Source organism: Streptomyces sp. R-07 (assembly GCF_049913175.1).
GTDB lineage: Bacteria > Actinomycetota > Actinomycetes > Streptomycetales > Streptomycetaceae > Streptomyces.
Genome location: NZ_CP183978.1, coordinates 7,326,509 through 7,352,262, shown reverse-complemented (window position 1 = coordinate 7,352,262; position 25,754 = coordinate 7,326,509). Strand labels below are relative to the sequence as shown.

At 74.2% G+C, this 25,754-nt stretch carries 25 protein-coding genes and 1 pseudogene; 9 read left to right on the top strand and 17 right to left on the bottom strand.

Features of this window, described 5'->3' with window-relative positions; genetic code table 11:
- The first annotated feature begins 25 nt into the window (after nucleotides 1-25).
- The gene (locus tag ACN9M0_RS33590; protein WP_426404756.1) at nucleotides 26-928 is read left to right on the top strand and encodes an AurF N-oxygenase family protein; all 903 of its coding nucleotides are present in this window, start codon (nucleotides 26-28) and stop codon (nucleotides 926-928) included.
- Between the two features lie 33 nt (nucleotides 929-961).
- Nucleotides 962-2,623: an FAD-dependent oxidoreductase gene (locus tag ACN9M0_RS33585; protein WP_426404755.1), complete on the top strand. Its 1,662-nt coding sequence runs from the start codon at nucleotides 962-964 to the stop codon at nucleotides 2,621-2,623.
- Nucleotides 2,624-2,684: 61 nt separating this feature from the next.
- Here the strand turns inward: ACN9M0_RS33585 and ACN9M0_RS33580 are convergent, their stop codons facing one another.
- Together ACN9M0_RS33580 and ACN9M0_RS33575 are read right to left on the bottom strand one after the other, a co-directional pair.
- The gene (locus tag ACN9M0_RS33580; RefSeq protein ID WP_366042163.1) at nucleotides 2,685-3,266 is read right to left on the bottom strand and encodes a Type-2Aa cytolytic delta-endotoxin; all 582 of its coding nucleotides are present in this window, start codon (nucleotides 3,264-3,266) and stop codon (nucleotides 2,685-2,687) included.
- A gap of 125 nt (nucleotides 3,267-3,391) precedes the next feature.
- Complete coding sequence (locus tag ACN9M0_RS33575) at nucleotides 3,392-4,222, bottom strand: LysR family substrate-binding domain-containing protein (RefSeq protein ID WP_366042164.1); 831 nt, start codon at nucleotides 4,220-4,222, stop codon at nucleotides 3,392-3,394.
- Nucleotides 4,223-4,286: 64 nt separating this feature from the next.
- On the opposite strand from ACN9M0_RS33575, the gene ACN9M0_RS33570 reads away from it, so the two are divergent.
- From ACN9M0_RS33570 to ACN9M0_RS33555, 4 genes are all read left to right on the top strand, one after another.
- Nucleotides 4,287-4,685, top strand: a complete 399-nt coding sequence (locus tag ACN9M0_RS33570) for a DUF5997 family protein (protein WP_366042165.1) — start codon at nucleotides 4,287-4,289, stop codon at nucleotides 4,683-4,685.
- Between the two features lie 91 nt (nucleotides 4,686-4,776).
- The gene (locus ACN9M0_RS33565) at nucleotides 4,777-5,727 is read left to right on the top strand and encodes a universal stress protein (protein ID WP_366042919.1); all 951 of its coding nucleotides are present in this window, start codon (nucleotides 4,777-4,779) and stop codon (nucleotides 5,725-5,727) included.
- Nucleotides 5,728-6,021: 294 nt separating this feature from the next.
- A complete protein-coding gene (locus ACN9M0_RS33560; protein WP_366042918.1) occupies nucleotides 6,022-6,522 on the top strand; it encodes a nucleotide triphosphate diphosphatase NUDT15 in 501 nt (166 codons plus the stop codon).
- Between the two features lie 96 nt (nucleotides 6,523-6,618).
- A complete protein-coding gene (locus ACN9M0_RS33555) occupies nucleotides 6,619-7,419 on the top strand; it encodes a VOC family protein (protein ID WP_399697484.1) in 801 nt (266 codons plus the stop codon).
- Nucleotides 7,420-7,464: 45 nt separating this feature from the next.
- Here ACN9M0_RS33555 and ACN9M0_RS33550 read toward each other — a convergent pair whose 3' ends face one another.
- Complete coding sequence (locus ACN9M0_RS33550; RefSeq protein WP_399697486.1) at nucleotides 7,465-9,054, bottom strand: hypothetical protein; 1,590 nt, start codon at nucleotides 9,052-9,054, stop codon at nucleotides 7,465-7,467.
- A gap of 148 nt (nucleotides 9,055-9,202) precedes the next feature.
- Here ACN9M0_RS33550 and ACN9M0_RS33545 point away from each other — a divergent pair, with 148 nt between their 5' ends.
- Nucleotides 9,203-9,868 (top strand): response regulator, encoded by a 666-nt coding sequence (locus tag ACN9M0_RS33545; protein ID WP_426404754.1) that lies wholly within the window; start codon nucleotides 9,203-9,205, stop codon nucleotides 9,866-9,868.
- A gap of 7 nt (nucleotides 9,869-9,875) precedes the next feature.
- Here the strand turns inward: ACN9M0_RS33545 and ACN9M0_RS33540 are convergent, their stop codons facing one another.
- The 10 genes and pseudogenes from ACN9M0_RS33540 to ACN9M0_RS33495 all read right to left on the bottom strand — a co-directional run bounded on the left by ACN9M0_RS33540 (nucleotide 9,876) and on the right by ACN9M0_RS33495 (nucleotide 19,344).
- Complete coding sequence (locus tag ACN9M0_RS33540) at nucleotides 9,876-11,150, bottom strand: sensor histidine kinase (RefSeq protein ID WP_366041606.1); 1,275 nt, start codon at nucleotides 11,148-11,150, stop codon at nucleotides 9,876-9,878.
- A 127-nt stretch (nucleotides 11,151-11,277) separates the two neighbouring features.
- A complete protein-coding gene (locus ACN9M0_RS33535) occupies nucleotides 11,278-12,645 on the bottom strand; it encodes an FtsX-like permease family protein (protein WP_426405363.1) in 1,368 nt (455 codons plus the stop codon).
- A 5-nt stretch (nucleotides 12,646-12,650) separates the two neighbouring features.
- The gene (locus ACN9M0_RS33530) at nucleotides 12,651-13,403 is read right to left on the bottom strand and encodes an ABC transporter ATP-binding protein (protein WP_426404753.1); all 753 of its coding nucleotides are present in this window, start codon (nucleotides 13,401-13,403) and stop codon (nucleotides 12,651-12,653) included.
- Between the two features lie 112 nt (nucleotides 13,404-13,515).
- The gene (locus ACN9M0_RS33525) at nucleotides 13,516-13,710 is read right to left on the bottom strand and encodes a hypothetical protein (protein WP_030690730.1); all 195 of its coding nucleotides are present in this window, start codon (nucleotides 13,708-13,710) and stop codon (nucleotides 13,516-13,518) included.
- A 113-nt stretch (nucleotides 13,711-13,823) separates the two neighbouring features.
- On the bottom strand, nucleotides 13,824-14,489 hold the full coding sequence (locus ACN9M0_RS33520; RefSeq protein WP_426404752.1) for an ABC transporter ATP-binding protein: 666 nt from the start codon (nucleotides 14,487-14,489) through the stop codon (nucleotides 13,824-13,826).
- Nucleotides 14,482-15,252: pseudogene (locus ACN9M0_RS33515) on the bottom strand (oligopeptide/dipeptide ABC transporter ATP-binding protein); the annotation flags it as partial. The gene ACN9M0_RS33520 and the pseudogene ACN9M0_RS33515, both read right to left, overlap by 8 nt.
- Before the next feature lie 199 nt (nucleotides 15,253-15,451).
- Complete coding sequence (locus ACN9M0_RS33510; protein ID WP_426404751.1) at nucleotides 15,452-16,546, bottom strand: acyl-CoA dehydrogenase family protein; 1,095 nt, start codon at nucleotides 16,544-16,546, stop codon at nucleotides 15,452-15,454.
- The gene (locus ACN9M0_RS33505) at nucleotides 16,543-17,724 is read right to left on the bottom strand and encodes an acyl-CoA dehydrogenase family protein (protein ID WP_366041610.1); all 1,182 of its coding nucleotides are present in this window, start codon (nucleotides 17,722-17,724) and stop codon (nucleotides 16,543-16,545) included. The genes ACN9M0_RS33510 and ACN9M0_RS33505 overlap by 4 nt, the downstream gene beginning before the upstream one ends.
- Nucleotides 17,721-18,689 (bottom strand): NADPH:quinone oxidoreductase family protein, encoded by a 969-nt coding sequence (locus ACN9M0_RS33500; protein ID WP_426404750.1) that lies wholly within the window; start codon nucleotides 18,687-18,689, stop codon nucleotides 17,721-17,723. The genes ACN9M0_RS33505 and ACN9M0_RS33500 overlap by 4 nt, the downstream gene beginning before the upstream one ends.
- Before the next feature lie 67 nt (nucleotides 18,690-18,756).
- Nucleotides 18,757-19,344 carry a helix-turn-helix domain-containing protein gene (locus tag ACN9M0_RS33495; RefSeq protein WP_366041612.1) on the bottom strand — a complete coding sequence of 196 codons (588 nt, stop codon included), beginning with the start codon at nucleotides 19,342-19,344 and terminating at the stop codon, nucleotides 18,757-18,759.
- A gap of 67 nt (nucleotides 19,345-19,411) precedes the next feature.
- On the opposite strand from ACN9M0_RS33495, the gene ACN9M0_RS33490 reads away from it, so the two are divergent.
- Both ACN9M0_RS33490 and ACN9M0_RS33485 read left to right on the top strand, forming a co-directional pair.
- Nucleotides 19,412-20,365: an NAD(P)/FAD-dependent oxidoreductase gene (locus ACN9M0_RS33490; protein ID WP_399697498.1), complete on the top strand. Its 954-nt coding sequence runs from the start codon at nucleotides 19,412-19,414 to the stop codon at nucleotides 20,363-20,365.
- Between the two features lie 116 nt (nucleotides 20,366-20,481).
- Nucleotides 20,482-21,258, top strand: a complete 777-nt coding sequence (locus ACN9M0_RS33485) for a VOC family protein (RefSeq protein ID WP_426404749.1) — start codon at nucleotides 20,482-20,484, stop codon at nucleotides 21,256-21,258.
- Between the two features lie 131 nt (nucleotides 21,259-21,389).
- Here the strand turns inward: ACN9M0_RS33485 and ACN9M0_RS33480 are convergent, their stop codons facing one another.
- From ACN9M0_RS33480 to ACN9M0_RS33465, 4 genes are all read right to left on the bottom strand, one after another.
- A complete protein-coding gene (locus ACN9M0_RS33480; protein WP_366041615.1) occupies nucleotides 21,390-22,142 on the bottom strand; it encodes a PIG-L deacetylase family protein in 753 nt (250 codons plus the stop codon).
- The gene (locus tag ACN9M0_RS33475) at nucleotides 22,139-23,071 is read right to left on the bottom strand and encodes an SIS domain-containing protein (RefSeq protein ID WP_366041616.1); all 933 of its coding nucleotides are present in this window, start codon (nucleotides 23,069-23,071) and stop codon (nucleotides 22,139-22,141) included. The genes ACN9M0_RS33480 and ACN9M0_RS33475 overlap by 4 nt, the downstream gene beginning before the upstream one ends.
- A gap of 89 nt (nucleotides 23,072-23,160) precedes the next feature.
- Nucleotides 23,161-24,339 (bottom strand): GntR family transcriptional regulator, encoded by a 1,179-nt coding sequence (locus ACN9M0_RS33470; protein ID WP_426404748.1) that lies wholly within the window; start codon nucleotides 24,337-24,339, stop codon nucleotides 23,161-23,163.
- Between the two features lie 82 nt (nucleotides 24,340-24,421).
- Nucleotides 24,422-25,729 (bottom strand): alpha/beta fold hydrolase, encoded by a 1,308-nt coding sequence (locus ACN9M0_RS33465; RefSeq protein ID WP_366041618.1) that lies wholly within the window; start codon nucleotides 25,727-25,729, stop codon nucleotides 24,422-24,424.
- Nucleotides 25,730-25,754 lie beyond the last annotated feature (25 nt).

Sequence of the window (25,754 nt, the reverse complement as noted above, 5' to 3'; positions counted from 1 at the left end):
TCGAGCGACCCCGAGGAGCCGCACCATGGCAAGCAGCACCGTTCGCCCGGACAACGAAGGCCACGACATCGCCGCGCGGTTGCTCCTGTCCGCCGCGAGGCTCTCCTACGACCCCGCCGCCGAGGTCGACTGGGACACCCCCCTCGACAAGGACTTCCACGGCCAGAGCCCGGAGTGGAACAGCCTCTACGGGACCGCCTACTGGAACGAGATGAGCGAGGAGCAGCGCAAGGAGCTGACCCGTCAGGAGTCGGCCTCGGTCGCCAGCACCGGCATCTGGTTCGAGATGATCCTCCAGCAGATGGTGCTGCGCGACATGTACGCCAAGGACCCCACCGACCCCCGGTTCCAGTGGGCCCTCACCGAGATCGCCGACGAGTGCCGGCACTCCATCATGTTCGCCCGGGGCGCCCAGAAGCTCGGCGCCCCCGCCTACCGGCCCAAGCGGGCGGTGCTCGAACTCGGCAGGGCCTTCAAGACGGTCGGCTTCGGCGAGGCCGCCTACGCCGGCATCCTCGTCGCCGAGGAGGTCCTCGACGTCATGCAGCGCGACTGGATGCGCGACGAGCGGGTCGTCCCCTTCGTCCGCACCATCAACAACATCCATGTCGTCGAGGAGTCCCGGCACATGAAGTTCGCCCGGGACGAGACGCTCCGGCGCCTGGAGCACGCCGGCCGGGCCCGCCGCGGTTTCCACGCCCTGGTCGTCGCCATCGCCTCGTACTACATCGTCACCAGCCTGGTCAGCCCCGACGTGTACGTGAAGGCCGGCCTCGACCCGGTGCGCGCCCGCCGCGAGGCCGCCGCCAACGAGCACTACAAGGCACAGATGCGGGCCAGCTGCGCCGGACTCATGGAGTTCCTGGCCACGGCCCGGCTGCTGACCCGGCCCGCGCTCTTCTTCTACAAGCGCGCGAACCTCATCTGACCCCCTCCCCCGGACCCGAGCTGAGCCGACGACATGACCTACGCCATCACCCAGACCTGCTGCAACGACGCCACCTGCGTCGCCGTCTGCCCGGTCAACTGCATCCACCCGACGCCGGACGAACCGGACTTCGGCACCACCGAGATGCTGTACATCGATCCGAAGAGCTGCATCGACTGCGGGGCCTGCGCCGACGCCTGCCCCGTCGACGCGATCTTCCCGGCCGACCGGCTCACCGAACGGCTGCGGGAGTACGAGGGGATCAACGCCGCCTACTACGCGGACCGCGAGCCCGCGCCGGTCCTCGCCTCGCCCAACTTCCACACCTGGGGCGAACCGGCCTTCGACCGCTCGATCCCCGCCGACTTCGCGCCCATCCGGGTCGCGATCGTCGGCACGGGACCGGCCGGCATGTACGCCGCCGAGGACCTCCTCCTGCACACCAACGCCGAGGTGACGCTGATCGACCGGCTGCCGGTCGCCGGCGGACTCCTCCGCCACGGCGTGGCACCGGACCACCCGGCGACCAAGGGCGCCGGGGAGACCTTCGCCCGCTTCCACACCCACCCCCGGGTCCGCATGCGGCTCGGCGTCGCCATCGGCGAGGACGTCACCCCCGAGGAGCTCGCCGCCCACCACGACGCGGTGGTCTACGCGGTGGGCGCACCCTCCGACCGGCGTCTCGGCATCCCCGGCGAGGACCTGCCGGGCAGCGTCCCGGCCACCTCCGTCGTCTCCTGGTACAACGCGCAGCCGGAGACCGGCGCGGACGCCGTCCGGCTCGCCGCCGAGCGGGTCGTCGTCGTCGGCAACGGCAACGTGGCGCTCGACGTCGCCCGCGTCCTCGTCACGGACCCCGACGCCCTCGCCCGTACGGACATCGCCGACCACGCCCTCGCCGCCCTGCGCGACGCGCGGGTCCGCGAGGTGGTGCTCCTCGGCCGCCGGGGCCCCGAGCACGCCGCGTACACCACCTCCGAACTGCTCGCCCTGAAGCACCTGCCCGGCGTCGACCTGGTCGTCGACGACACCGATCCGCGCACCGGCGCCACGATCGACGCGGCGGAGCCCGGGACGAAGGCCGCGCTCCTGCGGGGCGTGGACCGGGAGGCGGCGGACTGGACGCGGGCCCCCGCCCGGGACCGGCGCCGGATCGTGCTGCGCTTCCACTCCGCCCCGGTCGAGGCGCTCGGCACGGACGCCGTGCGGGCGGTCCGGGTGACGGAGGACGGAGTGCCGTCCGGTACGGAGATCGGGGCGGGGCTCCTCGTCCGGGCCATCGGTTACCGCGGTGTCCCGCTCGCGGGGCTGCCGTTCGACGAGACGACCGGTACGGTGCCGCACGAGGCCGGCCGGGTGAAGGGGCTGCCGGGCAGCTATGTCGTCGGCTGGATCAAGCGCGGGCCCTCCGGGGGCATCGGGGCCAACCGGGCATGCGCCGAGGAGACGGTCGGGACGCTGCTCGCGGACGCGGTCGCCGGGGCGCTGCCGAAGCCGACGGGCACCTCCCGGGAGTTCCGCCGCCTCGCGCGGAGCCGCAGCGGACGGGGGCTCGTCGACGCGCGCGGTCTCGCCTCCATCGACCGGGCGGAGCGGGCGCGGGGCCGGGACGCGGGGCGTCCCCGGATCAAGCTCGCCACGGTGCCGGAGCTCGTCGCGGCGGCACGGGGAGGCCGGCTGCGTCTGCCGCGCTGAGGACGTCCGCGGTCCTCGGATCCGGCCCGGGACGGCGGGCCGGTACGGGTCGGACGTCGGGTCAGACGGAGACCGCGCTGAGGGCCTGGCGGACCACGATCGCGTTGAGCCGCACCGCGAAGGGCACGATGTCGGTCAGGTCGAGCGCGAGGGTCTCGGCCTTCGGCAGCTCGACCGTCACGTCGACGCAGAAGGCCAGGGCGTACATGTCGTCGCCGGTCTCCTCGTCCTGGAGGGCGAAGAACAGGTCCCGGTAGAAACGGGTGCGGTCCCCGGACTCCTCGTAGAAGGAGAGTCCGGGCTGCCCCTCCTGCGCGGCGAGCCCGGTGAAGGCCTGGACGAGCTCCCGCTCGACCGTGGCCCAGAATCCGGCCTCCGCGCACTCCTGCGGCAGCGCCTGGCGGACCGCCTCCTTGAGGGAGAGGACCATGACGAGGACGGGGGCGTGCTCCTGGAGCCCCCAGCCCCGGACCATCTTGACGACGTCGCTGTCCGGGACGGCGGAGGCCGCCCGGTGGATCGCCTCGAAGTCGAAGTTGACGGTCGCCGGGGCGATCGCCTCCTGGAACACCCGGTCGATGGACCGGGCCTGTGCGAGGTGGTCCGGTCCCACCTCGACGACGGTCCTGAAACTGGCGGCCAAAGCTCCTCCTGGATGATCTCGGTGATCAGGAGGGGTCAGTATGCCGAGGCTCCCCCGCCCCGGCACCGGGCGTCCGCCGTGCGGACGGTTCGGCCCCTGCGCAGGGTTCGGCCTCGGAGGACGCGTCAGCCTCGGCCGCGGCGCGGCTTCCCGGACCGGCCGGAGCCCGCGCCGCCCTTGCGGGACGCCGAGGGCCGGCCGGCCGTACGGACTCCGCCGCCCGGCTTCCCGGACCTCGCCGGCTTCGCGGCCTTCTGCTCCCTGGGCTGCTTCTGGCCCTTCTTCTCCTCGGCGCGACGGCCCCGGGTGCTGTTCACGGTGCGGCCGCGCACGATGCCGATGAACTCCTCCACCAGGTCGGGCGCCTCGTCCGCCGCCGGCCACGACAGGGCCACCCGCGACTGCGGGACGTCGACCAGGGTCCGGTAGGTGAGGTCCTTGCGGTGGTGCAGCCGGGCCAGCGACTGCGGGACGGCGAGCACGCCGACACCCGCGGCGACCAGCTCGATCGCGTCGGCGGTCGTCTCCGGCCGCTCCATGGCGGGGCGGCCCGGCGGCTGCTCCCAGCCGAGGGTGTCGTCGAGGGGGTGCAGGACGAGCTCCTCGGCGAGGTCCCCCGCCGACACCTCCTCCACCGCCGCGAACAGGTGGTCCTTGGGGACGACGACGACCGTCGCCTCCGTGTAGAGCGGGATCGCGCTGAGGTCGTCCCCGTCGACGGGGAGCCGGACGAGGCCCGCGTCCGCGGCGCCCTCCCGGAGCGCACCGAAGGCCTCGGCCGGTGTCACGGCGTGGAGGGTCAGCGGGACGTCGGGCAGGCGCTCGTTCCAGATCCGCACCCACTTCGAGGGCGTCACTCCCGGGACGTACGCGAGCCGGAACGAGGGGGCGTCCGCAGGGGAATCCGAGGGGGAATCCGTCCGGGGGTCCGAGGGGGAAGCGTCCGTGCCTGTCACCCCGCCAGGTTACCGGTAGCTGCCGTGGTCGGAGGTCGCCCGCATGCTCGATACCCTTGACCCCATGACGTCGCACCAGAGCACCCAGACGATGAAGCCCGCGACCGCGGCGAAGAAGCTGGGTGTGTACCTCGAGGCCACCCCCGCAGAGTTCCAGGAGGGTGTCGTCTCGCGCACCGAGCTGAACGAGCTCCAGGCCAACCCGCCGGCCTGGCTCCAGGAGCTGCGCGAGAACGGACCGCACCCCCGCCCGGTCGTCGCCAACAAGCTCGGCATCTCCATCGCCGGTCTCGCGCGCGGCGGGATCACCGAGCCGCTCACCACCGAGCAGATCGAGGCGATCAAGCAAGAGCTCCCCGAGTGGCTGAAGAAGGAGCGCGCCACCCTGTCGGAGGTCCGCAAGGAGACCGTCCGCATCAAGGAGCGCGACGCCGAGCGGGCGCGCCGCAGCCAGGGCGCCTGATCCCACTCCGGTGGACGCCACGCCGGTCCGGTCCGAAGTGCTTCGGACCGGACCGGCGTGGCGTTTCCGCGTGTGCGGGAGTCATTCCCTCATGAGTGACACCAGCACCGCGTACGAGCCGCCGGTCGTCGTCGGCGTGGACGGGTCCGAGCACAGTCTCCGGGCCCTGGAGTGGGCGCTGAGCGCCGCGGAGGGTCTGGGCGCGCCGCTGGTGGTGGCGCATGTGCGTTCCGAGGCCCTCCAGCTCGGCGCCGCCCGTATCGCCTCGCTCGGTACGGCACCGGAGCTTCCCGACGCGGTCGCGCGGGGCGTACGGACGGTGGTCGAGGAGCGCGGGCACCGGATTCCCGTGCGGTACGACTCGCTGGACGGGTCCGTGACGGACGCCCTGCCGGCGGCGGCGCGGGGCGCGCGGCTCCTGGTGACCGGCTCCCGGGGGCACGGCGGCTTCGCGAGTCTGCTCCTCGGCTCCACCAGCCGGACTCTGGCCATGACGGCGCCCTGCCCGCTGGTCGTCGTCCCGCACGAGGCGCGCGCCGCCGCGCTCGAGGGCGGGGCGGAGGCGGGCCGCGTGCTGCTCGGGCTGCACCCGGAGGAGACGTCGGACGAGGTGGTGGGCTTCGCCTTCGAGGCGGCTCATCACCGGGGCGTACCGCTGGAGGCGGTCACCGCGCTCCGGCTGCCCGCGCCGCAGGGCGCGCTCCTCGCCGCTCCGTCGCCCGCGCTCCAGGTGCCGCCGCCGCTGCCCCTCGCGGACGACGCGGAGGGGCTGATGAAGGAGGCCGAGCGGGAGCAGGAGGAGCGGCTGCGGCCGTTCGCCGCGCGGTGGCCGGGGGTGGAGCTGGTCCCGGTGGTGGTGCCGGGGGACGCGGCGGGCCGGCTCGTGGAGGGTTCACAGGACGCCGGTCTGGTGGTCGTGGGACGGCATCACCGGCACCGCTTCGGCTCGCTGCTCATCGGTTCGGTCGCCCACGCGGTGCTGCATCACGCGCGGTGTCCTGTGGCGGTGGTGCCGCCCGCCGCCGCGGAGTCCCGGGCCTGAGTCGCGGGCCTGAGTCGCGGGGCCCCGGGCATGACAGTCCCCGGCGGTCCGGGTCGGTTCGCGCGGTCGTCGGCCGTCGCCGACGGCTCCGTGCCCGACCGGCCCCGCCGGGGGCCTGGCCAGAGCCGAGATCAGGGTCACGCGGGCCTTCGGACGTCTCCGTCGGCGGGTGCGGCTCTTTCCGGTTGTCCGGTGTAAGAAAGAGTTTCCTCCCTTTTTCGCCCTTTTCAAGAGGTTTCCGGCTTTTTTTACGTGAGGGGCGTGCGTGTCGGAGGCGCCTGGTAGACAGGGCGCATGACGACCGCAGACCACGCCGCCAAGGCCCTCCGCAACGTCCAGCCGCCGCCCGCCCGGGCCTCGCTCGGGGCGGGGGTCGTGGTGTCCGACGATTCCGGCCGTGTCCTCCTGGGCCTGCACCGCTCCGGGGTGTGGGAGCTGCCGGGCGGCATGGTCGAGCCGGGCGAGTCGATCGAGGCCGCGGCGGTCCGCGAGCTCGCCGAGGAGACGACGCTGCTCGCGGACGCCGCCGACGTCGAGGTCCTCGGGCTGCTCCTGGACTCCGTCACCTCGGCGGAGCTGACCCGGATGACCGCGGCCACGGCGGTGCGCGGCTTCCGGGGCGCACCCGCCGTGGCGGAGCCGGACAAGATCGAGCGCTGGGAGTGGACGGACCCGGACCGCCTGCCGGAGGCCCTGTTCCTGCCGTCGGCGCAGGTGCTGAAGGTGTGGCGGCCCGGGCTCCCGATCCCCGACGGCCCGTTCCACCGCTACGGCCTGGGCCGGCTGCCCGGCTGAAGCCGGGGCTCCCGGTGCGTCACCGCGCGGGCCCCCGCGACCGTGGCTAGCGTGGCACAGGAACACGTCATCGAATCGGAAGTGGGAGTCACCGTCATGGCCGCACGACCTGAAGGCACGCCGGTCTGGACCGACGCGATGTTCACCGACGTCGAGGGCGCCAAGACGTTCTACGGCGATGTGCTCGGCTGGGACTTCGGCGAGGCCTCCTCGGAATTCGGCAACTACACGCAGGCGTACAAGAGCGGCAAGGCGGTCGCGGCGGTCGTCCCGCCGATGCCGGGCCAGGACGGGGAGCCGCAGTCGGCCTGGTGTCTGTACTTCGCCTCGCCGGACGTCGCGGCGACGGCGGAGAAGATCCGGGGCGCGGGCGGCGCCGTCCTGATGGAACCGATGCAGGTCGGCGACTTCGGCTCGATGTGCATCGCGCAGGACCCCGCCGGCGTCACGTTCGGCGTCTGGCAGGCCGGTGCGCACGAGGGCTTCGAGCGGCAGAGCGAGCCCGGCTCGTACGCCTGGGCGGAGGTCTTCACCCGTGAGCCGGCGAAGTCCGACACCTTCTTCACCGAGGTCTTCGGCTTCGGCTCCAAGAAGATCAAGGACGAGCACATGGACTACCGGGTCTTCGACCTCGGTGGCGAGCGGCCCGTCCTGGGCCGGATGAAGATGACGGCGGAGGACTTCCCGGCGGAGATCCCCTCGTACGTGCAGATCTACTTCGCCGTCGACAATTGCGACCTGGCCGTCGAGCGGGCCGAAGCGCTGGGCGGACGGAAGGTGTTCGGGCCGATGGACAGCCCGTTCGGCCGGTTCGCGGCGATCGTGGACCCGCAGGGTGCCGCCTTCGCGGTGATCGACGAGAAGACGACCGTGGGCGACATGCCCGAGATGGAGTGAGCGGCGCGGCGCGGCGCCACGGGGCGCCGCGCCGCGCGCCGGGCGTCAGGCGCGGTCGCGGACGGCGACGATGCCGTTGAAGACGCCCACGTACGCGGTGCCGTCGGGGCCGATGGTGATCGGTGCCCAGTTGTTGTCGTAGGACAGCCCGGTTCCGGTGAAGCGGGAGAAGGCGCGCTGTCCGGTGCGGAAGTCGACGGCCGTGAGGTACCAGGCGTCGATGCCCCAGGAGTTGGGGCGCTTCTCGTAGAAGTAGAGCAGTCCGTTGGCGGTGGAGAGCTTCGGGACCGTGGACGGCGAGCGGACGTCGCTCTCCCAGACGGTGTCGCAGCCGCTGCCGTCGGCCCGGACGTCGATCCGGGTCGCGCCGCCGACGACGCTCCGGCCGAGGAGCAGCGAACTCGGGTTCTCGTAGCCGTAGTTGTTCTCTACGACGAGGCTGTCGCCCCAGCTGATCAGGGAGTTGTCGGTGGTGGAGGCGCCGCTGCCGAAGACCGGCACCTTGCAGACGAGCCGCTCGGCGGCGGGCACGTCCGCGCCCCTGCGGTAGACGAGGACGTTCATCCGGTCGTCGGCGTTGTCGGTGATGGCGACGTACTGGTCCCGGGTGCCGAAGAGATCGGGGGTGGTGCCCGAACCCTGGTTCACCGACCCGGGCTTGGTACCCGTGCCCCGGTCGTACGTCTCGCGCCACCGGACGCGGGGGACGCCGTCGGCGTCGGCGCGGAAGCTGTACAGGGCGTGGTCGGTGACGACGGATACGCCGTCCTCGGCGACGGAGAAGGAGTTCTGGATCTCCTCGCCGTCGAGCCGGATCACGCGCAGCGCGCCCGTCGCGGGGTCGACGGTTCCGACGCGGCCGAGGCGGGTGACCCACCAGATGCGGCCGTCCCAGTCCGGCATGACGGAGGTGACGGGGTCGCAGACGCCACTGGGGAAGAGGTTCGTCCAGCTGACGCAGTCGTGCGGGACGAGGGAGGTGAGGTCCCAGTCGTTCTCTACGACGAACTCCCAGGCACCGTCGGGCTTCTGGCGGTGGACGATGCGCAGGACGTGCTGGCGGGAGTCGGCGAGGACGACCCGGTCCCGGTCGTCGAGGTAGAAGTAGGCGCCTCCGGAGGTGTCCTTGAAGATCTTCTCGAAGTCGAGGCGGGTGACGGCCTCCACGGTGGAGGAGCGCTGCGGCAGCTTGTACTCGGCGAGGGTGCCGAGGGTGCGCGGGTCGAGCAGCTTCAGGAGGAAGCCGCTGAAGGTGCCGCAGACGGTGACGAGGCGGCCGGCGGCGTCGAAGGTGACGGTGGCGCACTCGCCGCCGACGGCCGCGATCTTCTCACTGTGGACCCCGGGGTCGTGCCCGAGCGGCCCGGAGTAGGGGTGGGTGCCGCTGCCGGCGCCGTCGGCGTGCATGCCGCTCCGGCCGTTGGGCGCGAGGTACGGGTGCTGGGCCGGGCCCGCGCCGGGCACGGGCCGCGCGGTGGCGGGCGCGCCCTCGTAGTGGTCGACGAGGCGGTGGCCGGGCGCGAGGGGTATCTCCTCGGCCTGGGCGACGGGCGCGGAGCCCGCCAGAAGGACCGCGGCGAGAGCGGTGACCAGCGCGAACGCGCGTGCTCGGCTGCGGGGCGGTGGGGTGGTCAAGGCGGCTCCTCGGGTCCGTGCGTGCGTCGCGCCGGCGCCCGACGCTAGGCCGGAGCTCTTGAGATGTACATGGAACTCGCCCTGGTTTCATGGTCCGTTCACGAGCGGCGCCCGCGGCCCCCCGGGCGCGGGGGCCGATAATGGCGTGGTGATCGACAGAAGTCTGCGCGTGGTGCTGGCCGAGGACTCCGTCATCCTGCGGGACGGGATGGTCGAACTGCTCGGCGCCCGCGGCTGCCAGGTGGTGGCCACCGCGGGGACGGCGGCCGAGCTGCTCGCCGCGGTGGCCGGGCACCGCCCCGACGTCGCCGTGGTGGACATCCGGATGCCGCCCACCCACACCGACGAGGGCATCCGCGCCGCCGTGGAGATCCGGGCGACCGCGCCGGAGGTCGGCGTCCTCGTCTTCTCCCAGCACATCGAGACGGCCTGGGCCTCCCGGCTCCTCGCGGGCGGGGCGACGGGCGTCGGGTATCTGCTGAAGGAACGCGTCGCCCGCACCGCCGAGTTCGTGGACGCGCTGCGCCGGGTCGCGGCCGGAGGGACGGCGCTGGACCCGGAGGTGGTCGACCGGCTGGTGCACGGCGACCGCACCGGCCGGGTGGACACCCTGACACCGCGCGAGCGGGAGGTCCTGGAGCTGATGGCGCAGGGGCACTCCAACCGTTCCATCGCCGGACGGCTCGTGGTGTCGGAGCGGGCCGTGGAGAAGCACGTCGCCGCCGTCTTCACGAAGTTCGGCCTGCCGGCCACGGAGGCGGACAACCGGCGGGTGAAGGCCGTGCTCGCCTATCTGTCCGAGACCGGCGGGTGACCTGCCCTCACAGCCTCGCGGGCAGGTCGGCGGTGATCTCCGTCGGGCCGCCCGGCGGGCTGTCCACCCGCAGGGTGCCGTCCACCGACGCCAGCCGCTCGGCCAGACCGGCGAGACCCGTGCCGCCTCCGGGTGCCGCGCCGCCACGGCCGTCGTCACGGACCGTCAGGCGCACCCGACCGTCGCGCACGGTGGCCGCGACCGAGGCCGTCCGCGCTCCACTGTGCCGGGCGATGTTGGTGAGCAGCTCCGCCGCGCAGAAGTAGACGGCCCGCTCGATCGCCTCGTGCGGGCGTTCGGCGAGGTCGAGGCGGAGGGTGACGGGAACGGGCGAGGTGGCGGCGAGTCCCGGCAGGGCCTCGCCGAGACCACCGTCGAGGGCGACGGGGTGGATGCCCCGGGTGAGCAGCCGCAGCTCGGAGACGGTCTCCTCGGTCTGGCCGCGGGCCCGGTCCAGCAGGCTCCGCAGCCGGGCGAGGTCCGGGCCGGAGGCCGGATCGAGCGCGTCCTCGGTCAGCGAGAGGGTGATGGCCAGGGCCACGAGGCGGGCCTGGGTGCCGTCGTGCAGGTCACGTTCGAGGCGGCGGAGCCGGTCGCTGTTGTCCGCGAGCAGCACGGATCGGGCCGCCTCGAGCTCGCGAACGCGGCGCTGGGCGCGGGCGGGCCCGAGGAGCAGTCCCGCGAGCCGCCGGTTCGCTCCGCTCACCGCGCGCAGCGCGCCGGGCACCCCGGCCGCCAGGGCGAGGCCCAGCAGCACGGAGAGCACGTTCAGCCGGGCGGCCGGAGGGGAGTCGGGCTCCATCAGGCGGCCCCAGAGCGGAAAGCCGACCAGCCAGCCGCACCCGAGGGGCAGGACCACCGCCGCGACGAAGCCGAGCACGCCGAGCGGCAGCCGCAGGACCAGGTACAGCAGCGTCCGCCAGGCGACCGGGTCGGTCAGGACGGCACGGCCGCGGGCGGGGAGGCGATCGGGGCGGGGCAGTGCGGGCGGCGTCTCGACGTGCTCGCCGAGCAGTCGGCCGACGAGGTGTCGGTGAGGCGTGCCGAGTCCGCGCGCGCCGAGCAGCGCGAGAACCACGAACGGCAGGCCGAGCACGGTGAGCGAGAGCAGCGTCCCGGCATACAGGACGGCCAGTGCGTACGCGCCGCCGACCACGGCGACCGGCAGCCCCACCACGGCGAACGCCCATTCGCCGCCCCGTACGGAGAAGTACCGGCGGCGCACGGCACCGTCCGCCCCGGACGGGGTCCGGGCACCCGCCACGACCGTGCCACGCGTCACCTGTCGGCCCCCCGCAGCGGGCGGAGTCCGGCCACCCCCGGCGACCGTGCCACCCGTCACGCGCGGACCGACCCTCGCGGGCGGACCGTCCGTGGGCCCGGCCGCGGCCGGGCGGTCGTCGTCGGTGTCAGTCACGGCCGCCGCCCGCCAGTTCCGCCGCCGGCCCCTGGATCGCCCGCAGGCCCGCGCCGAGGGTTCCCGGGACGGTCAGTGCCGCCGCGCCCGCCACGATCCATCCGCAGGCCGCCGCCGGGACGTACGGCATCGCCGAGCCGGTCGCCGCCGTGCTGAACGCGACCGTGGCGAGGGCGGCGACCACGGCGCCGAGGAGGACGCCGACCGCGGTGGTCAGCGCGGCCTCGGCGGTCAGCATGCGCAGCAGTTGGCGCCGGGTCGCCCCGACGAGCCGCAGCAGGGCGAACTCGCGGCGCCGCTCCGCGGTGACGGCGACGACCGTGTTGATCGTGGAGACGGCGGCGAAGCAGGTCAGCAGCGCCAGTTCGGCCTGGCGGAGCCAGACGTCGGTGGCGGAGGTGGCGCCGGTCGGACCGGCCGCGTGCTCGGCGGTACGTGTCATGATCATCATGGTCGCCGACAGGCCCACGAGCAGCGCGACCGGCACCACGGCGGACGTCAGGCGCCGGGCGTATCCGCGCAGGTTGGCCTCGGCGAGCCAGCCCGTGCCGGGCACCAGCGCCCGCACCGGCGCGCCGAGGGCGGCCACCAGGGCGCGTGCCGCGAGCGGTCCCGTCAGGCCGACCGCGACCAGCAGCACCAGCGATCCGAACAGCGCCGCCTGCCCGGCCTTGTCCAGCTCGTCCGCCGGCCGTGTCGCGGCCAGCCGCAGCAGCAGGCCGCCGCCCACGAGGGCGCAGACGCCGGCGAGCAGGCGCGGCAGGCCGGTCCGCCCCTGCTCGGTGGCGGTCGCGGTGAGCGCGGCGGCGGGCGCCATCCGGGAGAGCCGGCGGACCGCCACGGCCGATGCGGCGAGCCCGACGGCGAGGGTGACCGCGAGGGCGACGAGGGCGGGCAGCGGTGTCTCCGGCACCCGCATGTCCGGGGCCGCCATCCCCCGCCGTCGCAGTGCGGCGAGGAAGTGGTGGGCGGCGTGCGTCCCGGCGAGCGAGCCGGGCGCGGCCACGAGGAGGGCGGTGACGAGGACCTGGGCGCGGACCAGCCGCCGTACCTGACGGGGCGTGGCCGCGATGGTGCGCAGGAGCGCCAGTTCGCGGTGCTGGCGGCGGAGCGCGAAGCCGATCGCGTTGACGACGACGAAGAAGGCGACCAGGACGGCGATCTCGCCGAAGGCTCCCGCGATCACCATGGGTCCGGGTCCCTCCACCGCCGTACGGCGGGCGGTGTCGGGGGCGGTGGCCTCGGCGGCGAACAGCGAGCCGAAGAGGGTCGTGGTGGCGACGAGGAGGAAGAGCGCGACCGCAAGTCCGGTGAAGGCGGCCGGACGCCGGCGCAGCTGTCCGAGGGCGAGGGAGGGCACGGCGGTCACCCGCCGAGCCGGCCGAGGCGTGCCGAGACCTCGGTGGCGGTGGGGCGGCTCAGCTCGTCCCGTACGAGTCCGTCGGCGAGAAGGAGCACCCGGTCCGCGTATGCGGCGGCGACGGGGTCGTGGGTGACCATCACGCACGTCCGGCCGTCCTGGTCGACGCCGGTGCGCAGCAGGGCGAGGATCTCGTGGCCGGTGGCCCGGTCGAGCGCGCCCGTCGGTTCGTCGGCGAAGAGCAGCTGCGGTCGGGAGACGAGCGCCCGGGCGATGGCCACGCGTTGCTGCTGGCCGCCGGAGAGCTGTCCGGGGCGGTGCCGCTCGCGTCCCGCCAGGCCGACCCGGGCGAGCGCGTCGAGGACGCAGGCGCGGTCCGGCCGGGTGCCGGCCAGGCGGCCGGGCAGCTCGACGTTCTGGGCGACGGTCATCGCGGGCATCAGGTTGAAGGCCTGGAAGACGAAGCCGATCCGGGTGCGCCGCAGTTCCGCGAGCTTCCGTTCCGGCAGTCGGGTCACCTCGGTGTCGCCCCACCGGACGGTGCCGCGGGTGGGGCGGTCCATTCCGGCGAGGCAGTGCAGCAGGGTGGTCTTCCCGGATCCGGACGGGCCCATCACCGCGGTGAAGGTGCCGGGCGCGAGGGCCACCGACACTCCGCGCAGCGCGTGTACGGTGGCGGCGCCGCGTCCGTAGGAGCGGTGCAGGTCCTCGGCGCGGGCGGCGGTCGCAGCCCTCGTGTCCGTCGTCGTCTCAGCCATGCCCTCATCCTCGGCGGGCACGGCGGGGCGGGTCGATCGTGCCCGCCCCCGGATCCGGGGTTCGGGTATCCGCACCCCGGTGGGGCGGGTATCCGCACCCCGGTGGGGCGGATCAGGGTCTGAGGCTGGAGACCACGTTGGCGGTGGCGGCCACGCCGTTGTGGATGGTGGGCGCCATGCTGGTGCCGGCGAGGAAGAAGCCGAGCAGGGCGCAGACGAGGGCGTGCGTGACCTTCAGGCCGCCGTTCCTCAGGAAGATCACGGCCAGCACCAGCAGGAGCACCACCACGGAAATGGAAACGGCCATCGCTCTCACGTCCCTCCGTCGCCGCACGGGAATTGCGGCGTTCGGCGGACAGTGTGGCGGAATGCGCGGTCCGTCCGGGCGTATGGCGGGGCGGCCATACGGGTGAGATTCGGTCAGGGCGCGGCGGGCAGGCAGTCCTTCCACTCGACCGTGCGGTCGCACCAGCGGTTCAGCAGGACGCGGTCGTGGCCCACGGCGAGGAGGCCGGCGCCGGTCTCGGTGCGGTAGGTCTCGACGGCGGCGACGAGGGCCGCGGTGGTGGAGGCGTCGAGCATGGCGGTCATCTCGTCGCAGATCAGCCAGCGGGGGCGGAGGGTCAGGTCGCGGGCCAGGCAGGCGCGTTGGAGCTGACCGTCGCTGACCTCGTGGGGGCGGCGGCCGAGGAGGTCGGGGGTGAGGCCGACGGCCGGGGCGAGGGCGGCGACCCGCTCCGCGGCCTCGGCGCGGCGGCCGGCGGCGAGCAGGGGTTCGGCGATCAGTTCGGTGAGGGTGAGCCGGGGGTCGGCGGCGGTGCGGGGCTGCTGGAAGACGACGCCGACGGAGGTGCGCCGGTCGCGCGGGGCGCGGTGGCGCCCGGCCCGGACCTCGGTGCCGTCGAGGACGAGGCGGCCCGCGTCGGGGCGGTGGAGGAGGGCCGCGACCCGGGCGAGGGTGGACTTGCCGCAGCCGCTGGGGCCGAGCAGCCCGACGGACTCGCCGGGGGCGATCGTGAGGGAGGCGCCCCGGAAGACGGGGGCGCGGCGCTCGTATCCGGCGGTGACGGAGTCGAGTTCAAGCACGGGGCTGCTCCGGGTGGTGGCAGGCCACGCCGGCCGTCGGTTCGGGGCGGGTGGCGCAGCGGGCGGTGGCGCGCGGGCAGCGCGGGGCGAAGGCGCAGCCGTCGGGCAGCGCGGAGAGCTCCGGGGGCATGCCGGGGATCGGGGTGAACGCCCGGTCGGGCAGCGCGTCGAGGAGTCCGCGGGCGTAGGGGTGGCGGGGGCCGGTGGGGCCGAAGAAGCGGTGGGCGGGGGCGACTTCGACGATCCGCCCCGCGTACATGACGGCGACGCGGTCGGCGATGCGTGCGGCGGCTGCCAGGTCGTGGGTGATGAGGAGCAGGGCGCGGCCCTCGTCGGTGTGGCGGCGCAGTTCGTCGACCGTGCGGTCGACGAGGTCGCGGTCGAGGCCGGTGGTGGGTTCGTCGGCGAGCAGCAGGCGGGCGTCGCCGATGAGGGCGAGGGCGGTGGCGGCGCGCTGGGCGAGGCCGCCGGAGAGTTCGTGGGGATACCGGTCGAGGTGCCCGGCCGGGAAGGCGGCCCGGTCGGCGGCTGCCTCGGCGGCCCCGCGCCGTGCCTTCCTGGTGCTCCCGGTGAGGGCGCGGACGGTCCCCTCCAGGTGGGACCGTACGGTGCGGACGGGGGTGAGGTGGGCGGCGGGGCTCTGCGGTACGAGGCCGACGCGCCGGCCTCGTACGGTGCGGGCAAGCGTCTTCTCGTCGGCGGCGAGCAGGTCGGTGGAGCCCTCCGGGCCCGCGAGCATCGCCGTACCGGAGGTCTCGGCGTTGTGATGGGTTGAGTTAGCTCGATCGCGTGGTCCGGTAGCGGGCTTGCGGCGTCCTGGGCTGATCGCGGCGGACGGATCGGGCAGCCATCGCGTCCACACCCCTCTTGCAGACCAACTGTTATTGCGAATAGGTCGCAATCAAACAGTACATAAAGGGGTGTGGACCGAGGGGGCCCCTTACTCGGAGGCCCAGGCTCCGTTACGCGGGCGCCGGGAGGTCCATCAGGGCGGCGATCGCGTCCTGGTGCCGACCCGCCGAACCGAGCGCGATCTGGTCGGACTTGGCCCGCTTCAGCGCCAGGTGCGCGGGGTGCTCCCAGGTCATGCCGATGCCGCCGTGCAGCTGCACGCACTCCTCGGCGGCGCGGACGGCGACCTTGGAGCAGTACGCCTGAGCGACGGCCACGGTGAGCGGGGCGTCCGGGCTGCCGGTGGCGAGGGCGTCGGCGGCGGCGCGGGCCGCGGCCCTGGCTCCGACGACGTCCAGCCAGAGCTGGGCCATCCGGTGCTTCAGGGCCTGGAAGGAGCCGACGGGCCGGTTGAACTGGTGGCGCTCACGGGTGTACCGGACGGTCTCCTCCAGGCACCGTTCGGCGAGGCCGAGCTGCTCGGAGGCGAGCAGCCCCGCCCCCGCGAGCAGTCCGCGCCGGACGGCCGCGCGGGCCGCGTCGCCGTCGGCGAGCCGGACGCCCTCGGCGCCGCCCGCGTCGACGACGGCCAGCGGTCGGGTCAGGTCGAGCGGCGTCAGTGGGGTGACGACGGCGTCGGCGGCCGGGACCGCGTACAGCCCGTCGGGGCGCGGGACGAGGAACACGTCGGCGGCGGCCGCGTCGGCGACCCCGCGCACCGGTCCATCCTGGATGCCCTCGGTTCCGGCGGGGTGGGGCGCGGTCGAGAACGGCACCGCAAGGATCGCGACGCGGTCGCCGGAAGCGAGCGAGGCGAGCAGCTCGGCCGCCGGGCCGGCCTCCCCCGCGAGGCCGAGCAGCGTCTCCGTGGCCACCACCGCACTCGTGAGGTACGGCAGCGGGGTCACCGCGCGGCCCAGCTCCTCCAGGACCACGGCGGTCTCGCGGTGGCTCGCGCCCTGACCGCCGAGTTCCTCGGGGACGAGGAGCCCGGCGGCACCGATGTCGGCCGCGAGGGACTTCCAGAGGCCGGGGACGTACGGGCTGTCCGTCTCGATCCGGTCGAGCAGGGTCTGATGACCGGCCCGGTCGGCGAGCAGGGCCCGGACGGCCGCCCGCAGGTCGTCTTCGGTGTCGGAGTACAGCAGATCGGTCTGTGCTGTCATCGGGCCAGGTCCTTCCAGGCGACGTCCTTGTCGTTGCGGGGCTCAGGGGGCAGGCCGAGGACCCGCTCGGCGACGATGTTCAGGAGCACCTCGCTGGTCCCGCCCTCGATCGAGTTGCCCTTGGAGCGCAGATAGCGGTAGCCGGCGTCCCGTCCGGTGAAGTCGACGAGCTCGGGGCGGCGCATCTCCCACTCGCCGTACAACAGGCCCTCGTCACCGAGGAGTTCGACCTCCAGGCCGCTGATGGCCTGGTTGAGCCGGGCGAAGGCGAGCTTCATCGCGCTGCCCTCGGGGCCGGGCTGTCCGGCGACGAGCTGCTGGCGGAGGCGCTCGCCGGTGAGCCGGGCGACCTCGGCGTCGACCCACAGGTCGAGGACGCGCCGGTGCAGCTCGTGGGTGCGCAGCTCGGGGCGCTCGCGCCAGGTCGTGGCGAGCTTCCCGATCATGCCGCCCTCACGGGGGATGCGGGCGCCGCCGATGGAGACCCGCTCGTTCATGAGGGTGGTCTGGGCGACCCGCCAGCCGTCGCCGACCTCGCCGAGGCGGTGGGCGTCGGGGATGCGGACGCCGGTGAGGAAGACCTCGTTGAACTCGGCCTCGCCGGTGATCTGGCGCAGCGGCCGGACCTCCACCCCGGGGTCGGTCATGTCGCAGACGAAGTAGGTGATGCCCCGGTGCTTGGGCGCGTCCGGGTCGGTGCGGGCGATGAGGATGGCCCAGCGGGCGAGGTGGGCGCTGGACGTCCACACCTTCTGCCCGTCGATCACCCAGTCGTCCCCGTCCCTCACGGCGCGGGTGCCGAGCGCGGCGAGGTCCGAGCCGGCGCCGGGCTCGCTGAAGAGCTGGCACCAGACCTCCTCGCCGACCCAGAGGGGCCGCAGGAAGCGCTTCTTGACCTCTTCGGAGCCGTACGCGAGGAGGGTGGGGGCGGCCATGCCGAGGCCGATGCCGATCCGGCGCGGGTCGTTGTCGGGGGCGTTCGCGGCGGCGAGTTCGGCGTCGACGACGGCCTGGAGCGCGCGGGGTGCGTCGAGTCCGCCGAGGCCCACGGGGTAGTGCACCCAGGCGAGTCCGGCGTCGAACCGGGCCTTCAGGAAGTCGGTGCGGTCGGTGCTCGCGGGCGGGTGCTCCGCGAGCAACTTCCGCGTACGGGAGTGGAGTTCCTCGGCGTCGATCACGCGTCGACTCCTTCCGGGAGGACGACCAGGCGGCCGGTGGTGGTGCCGTCGGCGACGCGCTGGACGGCGTCGGCCGCGCCGGAGAAGGGGACGCGTTCGCCGATGAGGGGCTTGATCAGGCCCTTGGCGGCGTAGGCCGTGAGGGTCTCGTGGCAGCGGCCGATCGAGGCGGGGTCCTTCGCCGCGTACAGGCCCCAGTGGAGGCCGAGGACCGAGTAGTTCTTCACGAGGGCGTGGTTGAGCGCGGGCGCCGGGACGGTGCCGCTCGCGAAGCCGACGATCACGATCCGACCCTCGAAGGCGACGCACTTGGCGGACTGCTGGTAGGCCTCGCCGCCGACGGGGTCGTAGATCACGTCGGCGCCGCGTCCGCCGGTCGCGGCCTTGACGGCGGCGACGACGTCCTCGGAGCGGCGGTCGATCACCACGTCGCAGCCGAGGGCGCGGGCGACGGCCGCCTTCTCCTGGCCGCCGACGACGCCGATGACGGTGGCGCCGGCCGCCTTGCCGAGCTGGACTGCGGCGCTGCCGACGCCACCGGCCGCCGCGTGGACGAGGAGGGTCTCGCCTTCCTGCAGGGCGGCGCGGCGGTGCAGGCCGAACCAGCCGGTCTGGTAGCCGATGTGCAGCGCGGCGGCCTCGGCGTCGTCGAGCGACTCCGGGGCGGGCAGGAGCCCGGCGGCGTCGGCGAGGGCGTACTCGGCGAAGCCTCCGTGCGGGAGGGCGGCGGTGGTGATGACCCGGCGCCCGTCCTCGGTCTCGGCGCAGACCTCGACGCCGGGGGTGAAGGGCAGCGGGGGCCGCACCTGGTAGTGGCCGCGGCAGAGCAGCGCGTCGGGGAAGTTGACGTTCGCGGCGCGGACCTTCAGGAGGACCTGGCCGTCGCCTGGCGTGGGTGGTTCCACCTCCTCGCGGCGCATCACCGCGCCCGGTTCGCCGTTCTCGTACACACGCCATGCCTGCATCCGGAAGCCTCCTCCGTACCGAGCGGTCGGTGCATACTAAGCGGTCGCTTGCCCCGGTGGGAACGGCTCAGCCGGACTTCTTGGGGCGCGCCCTGACGTGCATGCGCTCCCCCTGCGGCCCGTACAGGCTCAGGAACTCCACCGGGCCGTCGGCCGCCGGCCCGAACCAGTGCGGGACGCGCGTGTCGAACTCGGCCGCCTCACCGGCGGCCAGGACGACATCGTGCTCGCCCAGGACGAGCCGGAGCCTTCCGGAGAGCACGTACAGCCACTCGTACCCCTCGTGCACCCGGGGCTCGGGGGCCTCGTGCGCCGTCTCCTGGATCACCTTGTACGCCTGGAGCCCGCCGGGCTGCCGGGTCAGCGGGTACATCGTCCGGCCGTTGCGCACGATGGGCTTCGCCTTGACCCGGGGGTCGCCCACCGGCGGGGCGCCGACCAGCTCGTCCAGCGCGACCTGATGGGCGCGGGCGAGCGGCAGGAGCAGTTCGAGACTGGGCTTGCGCTGCCCGGACTCCAGCCGGGACAGGGTGCTCACGGAGATGCCGGTGGCGGCGGAGAGCTCGGCCAGGGTCACCCCGCGGTCGCGGCGGACGCGGCGGAGCCGGGGGCCGACCTCGGTCAGGACGGCGTCGATGCGGTCGTCTTCGGTCATGCGTCCAGTCTTGCAGAATCGGCAAGATTCTTTGCACCCACGGCTGGGTCCGGCCGACGCTCGGGGCATGAACGCACAGATGGACAACACATACGACGCGGCGGTCGTGGGCGGTGGCGCGGCCGGGCTCAGCGCGGCGCTGATCATGGGCCGCTCGCGGCTGCGCACCCTGGTCGTCGACGCGGGCGAGCCCCGCAACGCGCCGGCGGCCCACATGCACGGGGTCCTCTCCCGGGACGGCATGAGCCCGGCCGCGTACCTGGCGGCCGGCCGGCGCGAGCTCGCCGCGTACGGCGTGGAGCTGCGGGACGGCCGGGTGACCGGCGCGGCGCCCGACGGAGACGGCTTCCTCCTCTCCCTGGCGGACGGCACGCGCGCGCGTGCGCGACGACTCGTGGTGACGACCGGACTCGTCGACGAGCTCCCGGAGCTCGACGGGGTCGCCGAGCGCTGGGGCCGGGACGTGCTGCACTGCCCGTACTGCCACGGCTGGGAGGTCCGCGACCAGCCCTTCGGGGTGATCGCCCACCCCACGATGCCCGCGCACCAGGCCCTGATGGTCTCGCGCTGGTCGAAGGACGTGACGCTCTTCCTGCACACGGCCGGCGAGCTCTCCGCCAGGGACGCGGCACTGCTCGACGCGGCCGGGGTCGAGGTCGTGGCCGGCGAGGTCGCCGGGCTCGCCGTCGAGGACGACCGGCTGACCGGGGTCCGGCTCGCCGACGGGCGGTTCGTCCCGCGCGCGGTGGTCTTCGTCGGGGCGCGGCGCCTCGCGGCACGGGACGGGGTGCTGAGGGAGCTGGGCGCCGAGCTGCGCGAGACCCCGTTCGGGGAGTTCGTCGCGGTCGACGAGACGGGCCGGACGAGCGTCCCCGGCGTCTGGGCGGCCGGGAACGTGACGGGCCCGCAGGAACAGGTGGTCAACGCGGTGAGCCGGGGATACCGGGCGGGCGTGGCCATCAGCAACGAGCTGCTGCTCGCGGACCTGGAGGCGAGGGCGGCCGGTCGGCCGGTCGGATGAACCCGGCCGACTGGGGCTGCGTCGCCCGGACGGAGGGGTGAGGATCGGCCATGGTGGCCGGAAGGACGACGGTCACGCACGGCGTTCACGGATCGTGGAAGGACGGAACAGCACCCATGCTCGGTACGCAGTTCACCACCGGTTCCCCCAGTTGGATCGACCTCGGCAGTCCCGACACCAAAGCCGCCGCGGCGTTCTACGGCTCCGTCTTCGGCTGGGATTTCCAGTCGCTGGGCCCCGAGGCCGGCGGCTACGGCTTCTTCCAGCAGGACGGCCGCACGGTCGGAGCGGTCGGCCCGCTCACCGAGGAGGGCGCGCAGAGCGCCTGGACGGTCTACTTCCAGACCCCGGACGCCGACAACACCCAACAGGCCGCCGAGGCCGCGGGCGGCACCGTGCGCAGCCCGGCCTTCGACGTCATGGACGCCGGCCGGATGGCCAACCTCACGGACCCGGGCGGCGCGCGGTTCGCCGTGTGGCAGCCGGCCGCGGTGCGGGGCCTGGAACGGACCTCGGAAACCAACACCCTGCTCTGGGTGGAGCTGCACGTCGCGGACCCCGAGGCCGTCCTCGGCTTCTACCAGCAGCTCTTCGGCTGGCGCTGGTCGGAGATGAAGGCCCCCGGCATGACCTACCGGGTGATCTCCACCGCCGAGGGCGACCAGCAGGACGCCTCGTTCGGCGGCGCCGCCGAGGTCCAGGAAGGGATGAAGCCGAGCTGGGTCCCGTACTTCGCGGTCGAGGACGCCGACGCGATCGCCCGGTCGACACAGGGCAACGGCGGCTCGGTCCTGATGCCCGCCGCCGACGTCCCGGACGTCGGCCGCATCGCCTGGCTCGCCGACCCCGCGGGCGCGGTCTTCGCGGTCCTGAAGCCCGCGCCCATGCCGTGAGGCCGAGGGCAGAGGGCTGAGGGGCTGAGGAGTCCCGCAATCGGTAGACGCCCTCGGCTGCGTCCAGACGGTCGAAGACCCTCTGCCGCAGTCCCGCCGCGAGGTTCGCGGGCACGCCCCCCAGGCCCGTGTCAGCGGGCGAAGAGTTCGAACGTCACCGCCGGCCGGTCGGCGAAGCGGGAGGAGGCTCGGGTCGTCGCCGTGGTCAGGAAGGTACGGACGTACTCCTCCGGGTTCTCGTCCGTCAGCGCCTCGATGTAGGCGCGGTGGCAGAGCAGGGAGCGGATCGCGCGGTCCAGGCCCGGGGTCGCGTCGACCGCGTGCGTGGGGGTGCTGGAGGCGGCGACCGCGACCCAGCGGACGCCGTTCCAGGGCTCCAGGCCCTGCTCGGTCAGTTCGGGGAAGATCCAGCGGTTCCCCGCGTCGGCCGCCGCGTCGAGCGTGGCGCGGCCGACGGCCAGGTGGTCGGGGGTGTTCCAGGGGGCGCCGGGGCCCCCGCCCCAGGTGTCGCGGTGGTTGAGGGTGATCACGAGTTCCGGGCGGTGGCGGCGGATCGCGGCGGCGATGTCGCGGCGCAGCCCGAGTCCGTACTCGATCACGCCGTCGCGGTGGTCGAGGAACTCGACCGTGTCCACGCCGACGACGGCGGCGCTGTCCCGCTGCTCCCGCTCGCGCAGCGGGCCGCAGACGTCGGGGGCGAGGGAGTCGATCCCGGCCTCGCCGCGCGTGGCGAGGACGTACGTGACCTCCTTCCCCTGGTCCGTCCAGGCGGCGACCGCCGCCGCGCAGCCGTACTCCAGGTCGTCGGGGTGGGCGACGACGCACAGCGCGCGCGTCCAGTCGCCGGGCATCTCCAGAAGGTCCGTGGCATCCGTGTCGATCATGACCGCAGGATACGGGTCGCCTCCGACACGGTCGGGCGGAACGCTCCGGCGAGGATCACCGAGCGTGAAATGTGGCGCGGGCGGTCGGGGTTGAGGCCGCGCCGGTCCGCGAGCGCGACGGCGAGCCGCTGGGCGCGGACGAGGGCCGCGACCGGGTCGATCGCGTCGGCGGCGAACAGGGCGCCCGTGGACTCCACTTCCTCCCGGAGGCCGGACGGTGCCGGGCCGAGGCAGCACACCAGGCTCGTCCGGTCGCTGATGCTGATGGGGCCGTGGCGGTACTCCATCGCCGCGTACGACTCCGTCCAGGCGCGGGCCACTTCGCGGAGTTTGAGCGCCGCCTCGTCGGCGAGCCCGACGGTCCATCCGGTGCCGAGGAAGGTGAACTGGCCGCTCCGCTCCCAGGCGGCGGGCAGCTGCTCGTACAGGACGAGTTCGGCGTCCGCGATCGCGGGCCCGAGGTCCACCCCGAGTCCGGCGCGCAGGAGTTGGAGGGCGGTGGTGGCGAACCGGGTCTGGACGACGGAGCGTTCGTCGGCGAAACCGAGGTCGACGACCCGGTCGGCGAGCCGTCCGGCGGGGCTGCCGGGGACCCCGGTGACGACGAGCGTCGGGACACGGCCGGCGGCGTGGGCGAGCAGGTCCACGACCTCGGTGGTGGTGCCGGAGCGGGTGAGGGCGACGATCCGGTCGTAGCCCCGGCCGAGCGGGGTCGTGTCGGAGGCGGGGAACGCGTCGGTCTCGCCCGCGCCGAGGGACTCCCGCAGGGCCGCGTAGGCGCGGGCGATGAAGTACGAGGTGCCGCAGCCGACGACCGCGACGCGCTCGCCGCGCGCCGGCAGCAGGCCGGTGTCGCGGCCCGCGATCTCGGCGGCGCGGCGCCAGCAGTCGGGCTGGCCGGCGATCTCCGCGCTGACGTGGGTGCTCATGGTCCGGGTCCTCTCCTCACAGGGTCCCTCGCGGGTCCGGACCGAGTTGTATCCGTGCGCGACCAGAGCACACCATGAGCAATTCGTACTCACTGCTTGGACTTTTGCGCTCCTGGCCCTCCGGCGTCTTCCCCCGTCGCGTCTCCCCCCGTCGCGTCTCCCCGCGCCCGTCCCCCGCAGGAGGCGCGGATCACCAGGCGCGGCCTCAGCTGCACCTGGTGGAGCGGGGCGGCGTCCCCCTCGGCGAGCCGTCGGAGCAGGAGCTGCGCGGCGAGTCGGCCGAGCTGGTACTTGGGGGGCGAGACGGCCGTCAGCGGGGTCTCCGCGACGTCGGCGAACTCGTTGTCGTAGCTGATCAGGGCGAGGTCCTCGGGCACCCGCAGCCCGGCGCGGCGGACCGCTCCGAGCATCAGGGCGGCCTCGCGGTCGCCGAAGCAGAGCGCGGCCGTGACACCGGCGGCGCGCAGCGCGGCGAGGGCCCGGTCGGCACGGTCCGGGTCCCAGCGGGCCATCACGTCCCGCTCGTAGGGCGGGGCCTCGGGCAGTCCGAGGTCGGCGAGGGCACGGGCGAAGCCGGACTCGATGGGCGCGGTGGTGGGCGCGTCGGTGCGGGCGACGAGGCCGAGCCGCTCGTGACCGAGGGCCCGCAGGTGGCGCACGGCGTCGTAGGCACCGCCCTCGTGGTCGGTGCAGACGTGTTCGGTGGGGTCGCCGGGGCCGTGGGCGGCCAGCCGGCGTTCGACGAGGACGGCGGGGACGGGCAGGGCGAGGAGCTCCTCGGCGCGCCGGCCCGGGTCGGTCGCGGTGTGCAGGCTGGGGACGAGGAGGAGGCCGTGGACGCCGTCGGAGAGGAGCCGCTCGACGGCGGCGTCCTCCTCTGCGGGGTCGTAGTGCGAGCAGGCGAGGACGAGCCGGGCGCCGGCCGCCGCGAGTTCCTTCTCGATGCCCTGGAGGACGCGCGGGTAGTAGAAGGCGGTGTCGGGGACGAGGACGCCGATGATGCGACGGTCGGCCCGGTCCCGCTCGGGGCGGTGGGCGGAGAAGGTGCCCGCGCCCTGGCGCCGTTCGACGAGGCCGAGGGCGACGAGGTCCTCGTAGGCGCGGCGGACGGTGGTGACGGACAGGCCCGTCTCGGTGGCGAGGGCGCGTTCGGTGGGGAGCTTGCTGCCGGGAGGCCAGGTGCCGTCGAGGATGCCGCGCCGCAGCTCCGCCATGAGGGCCCGGAACTTCAGCTCCCGGCCGGAAGCCGGTGTCTCGCGTGCCGCCATCCGGGCCCCCTCGTGCGCGCGCCGGGGCTCACGCACCGGTGTCATTGCTGGTCGATTGCGCGCCGAATCCTATGCCGTGCCGTCAGACCTCGTCCCGGGCGAGGGCGAGGAGCCGGTCGAGGACGCGCGGCCCGCCGGCCCGCACCCCGTCGTGCTCGAACTCGTCGGTCACCCAGGTCCGCAGGCCGCGCACGGCACGGGCGGTCTCCAGGGAGTGGTCGGTGTCGACGTACATGTCGTCGTGGTAGACGGCGGCGGCCACCGGGACCTGGTTGGCGGCGAGGCGCTCGGGGTCGTACAGCGGGGCCCAGTCGGTGCGCGCGGCGAGCAGGTCGGCGGTCTCTCGGAGCGGGCGCAGGGCGGGGTCGGTGATGAAGTGCCAGGGGTGGACGGTCTCGCCGGTGAAGAGCAGCGGCGCGCCCTCGGCGAGCGCCGTGCGCGCGTCGAACTCGGGGTACTCGGCGCGGACGCGCTCGGCGGCCCAGTCGGTGGGGCCCTCCCCCTGGGCGTAGATGGCCTCGTGGAGTACGGCGTACAGCGGGTGTCCGGCGTACGAGAGGTGCGTCTGGACCTGCTCCAGGAAGGCGTCGGAGAGCGCGGGCCCGCCCGGGGTGGGCACGAAGGCGCCTTCCAGGAGGAGGTGGAGCTGGTGGGTGCCGTCGCCGGAACCGAGAAGGATGCCGAGGGACTGGAAGGCCTCGACGGTCAGGAGGCCGCCGCCGGGGAGGACGACCTCGCGGTCGAGGAGGTGGGCGGCGATCGCCCGGGCCCGTTCGGCGTCCTGGGGGTGGCGGGCGAAATGGGCCTCGTTCTTCCGCCGGATGCGGGGGTACGCGGCGCGGTAGACCTCGTCGGCGGTGGCGTCCAGGGAGGGCAGGCCGCCGGTGACCAGGACGGTGTCCAGGCCTTCGGGTGCGGTGGAGAGGTAGTGGGTGGCGCAGAAGCCGCCGAAGCTCTGGCCGAGGACGGTCCAGGGCGCGCCGCCGGTGAGCCGGCGCCGGATCAGCTCGCAGTCCTCGACGATGGAGTCGGCGCGGAAGTGGGCCAGGTAGTCGGCCTGCTCGGCCGGACCGCCGCGCAGCGGCAGGGTCTGCCGGTTGGCGGGGGTGGAGCGGCCGGTGCCGCGCTGGTCGAGGAGGAGGACGCGGAACTCCCGCACGGCGCGGCCGAGCCAGGCCTGCGGGCCGATGAAGCGGCGGGCGCCGAAACCGGGCCCGCCCTCCAGGTAGACCAGCCAGGGAAGCTTCTCGCGGCCCTGTCCGGCGTTCCCGCTCGCGACGACCTCACGGCCGAAGACCTCGATGCGCTCGCCGTCGGGGCAGGCGTGGTCGAGGGGGACGGGGAAACGGTGGTCGGTGAGGACGAGGCCCGGCTGGCGGTAGGTGGTCAACGCTGCTCCTGCTCCTGTTCGGTAC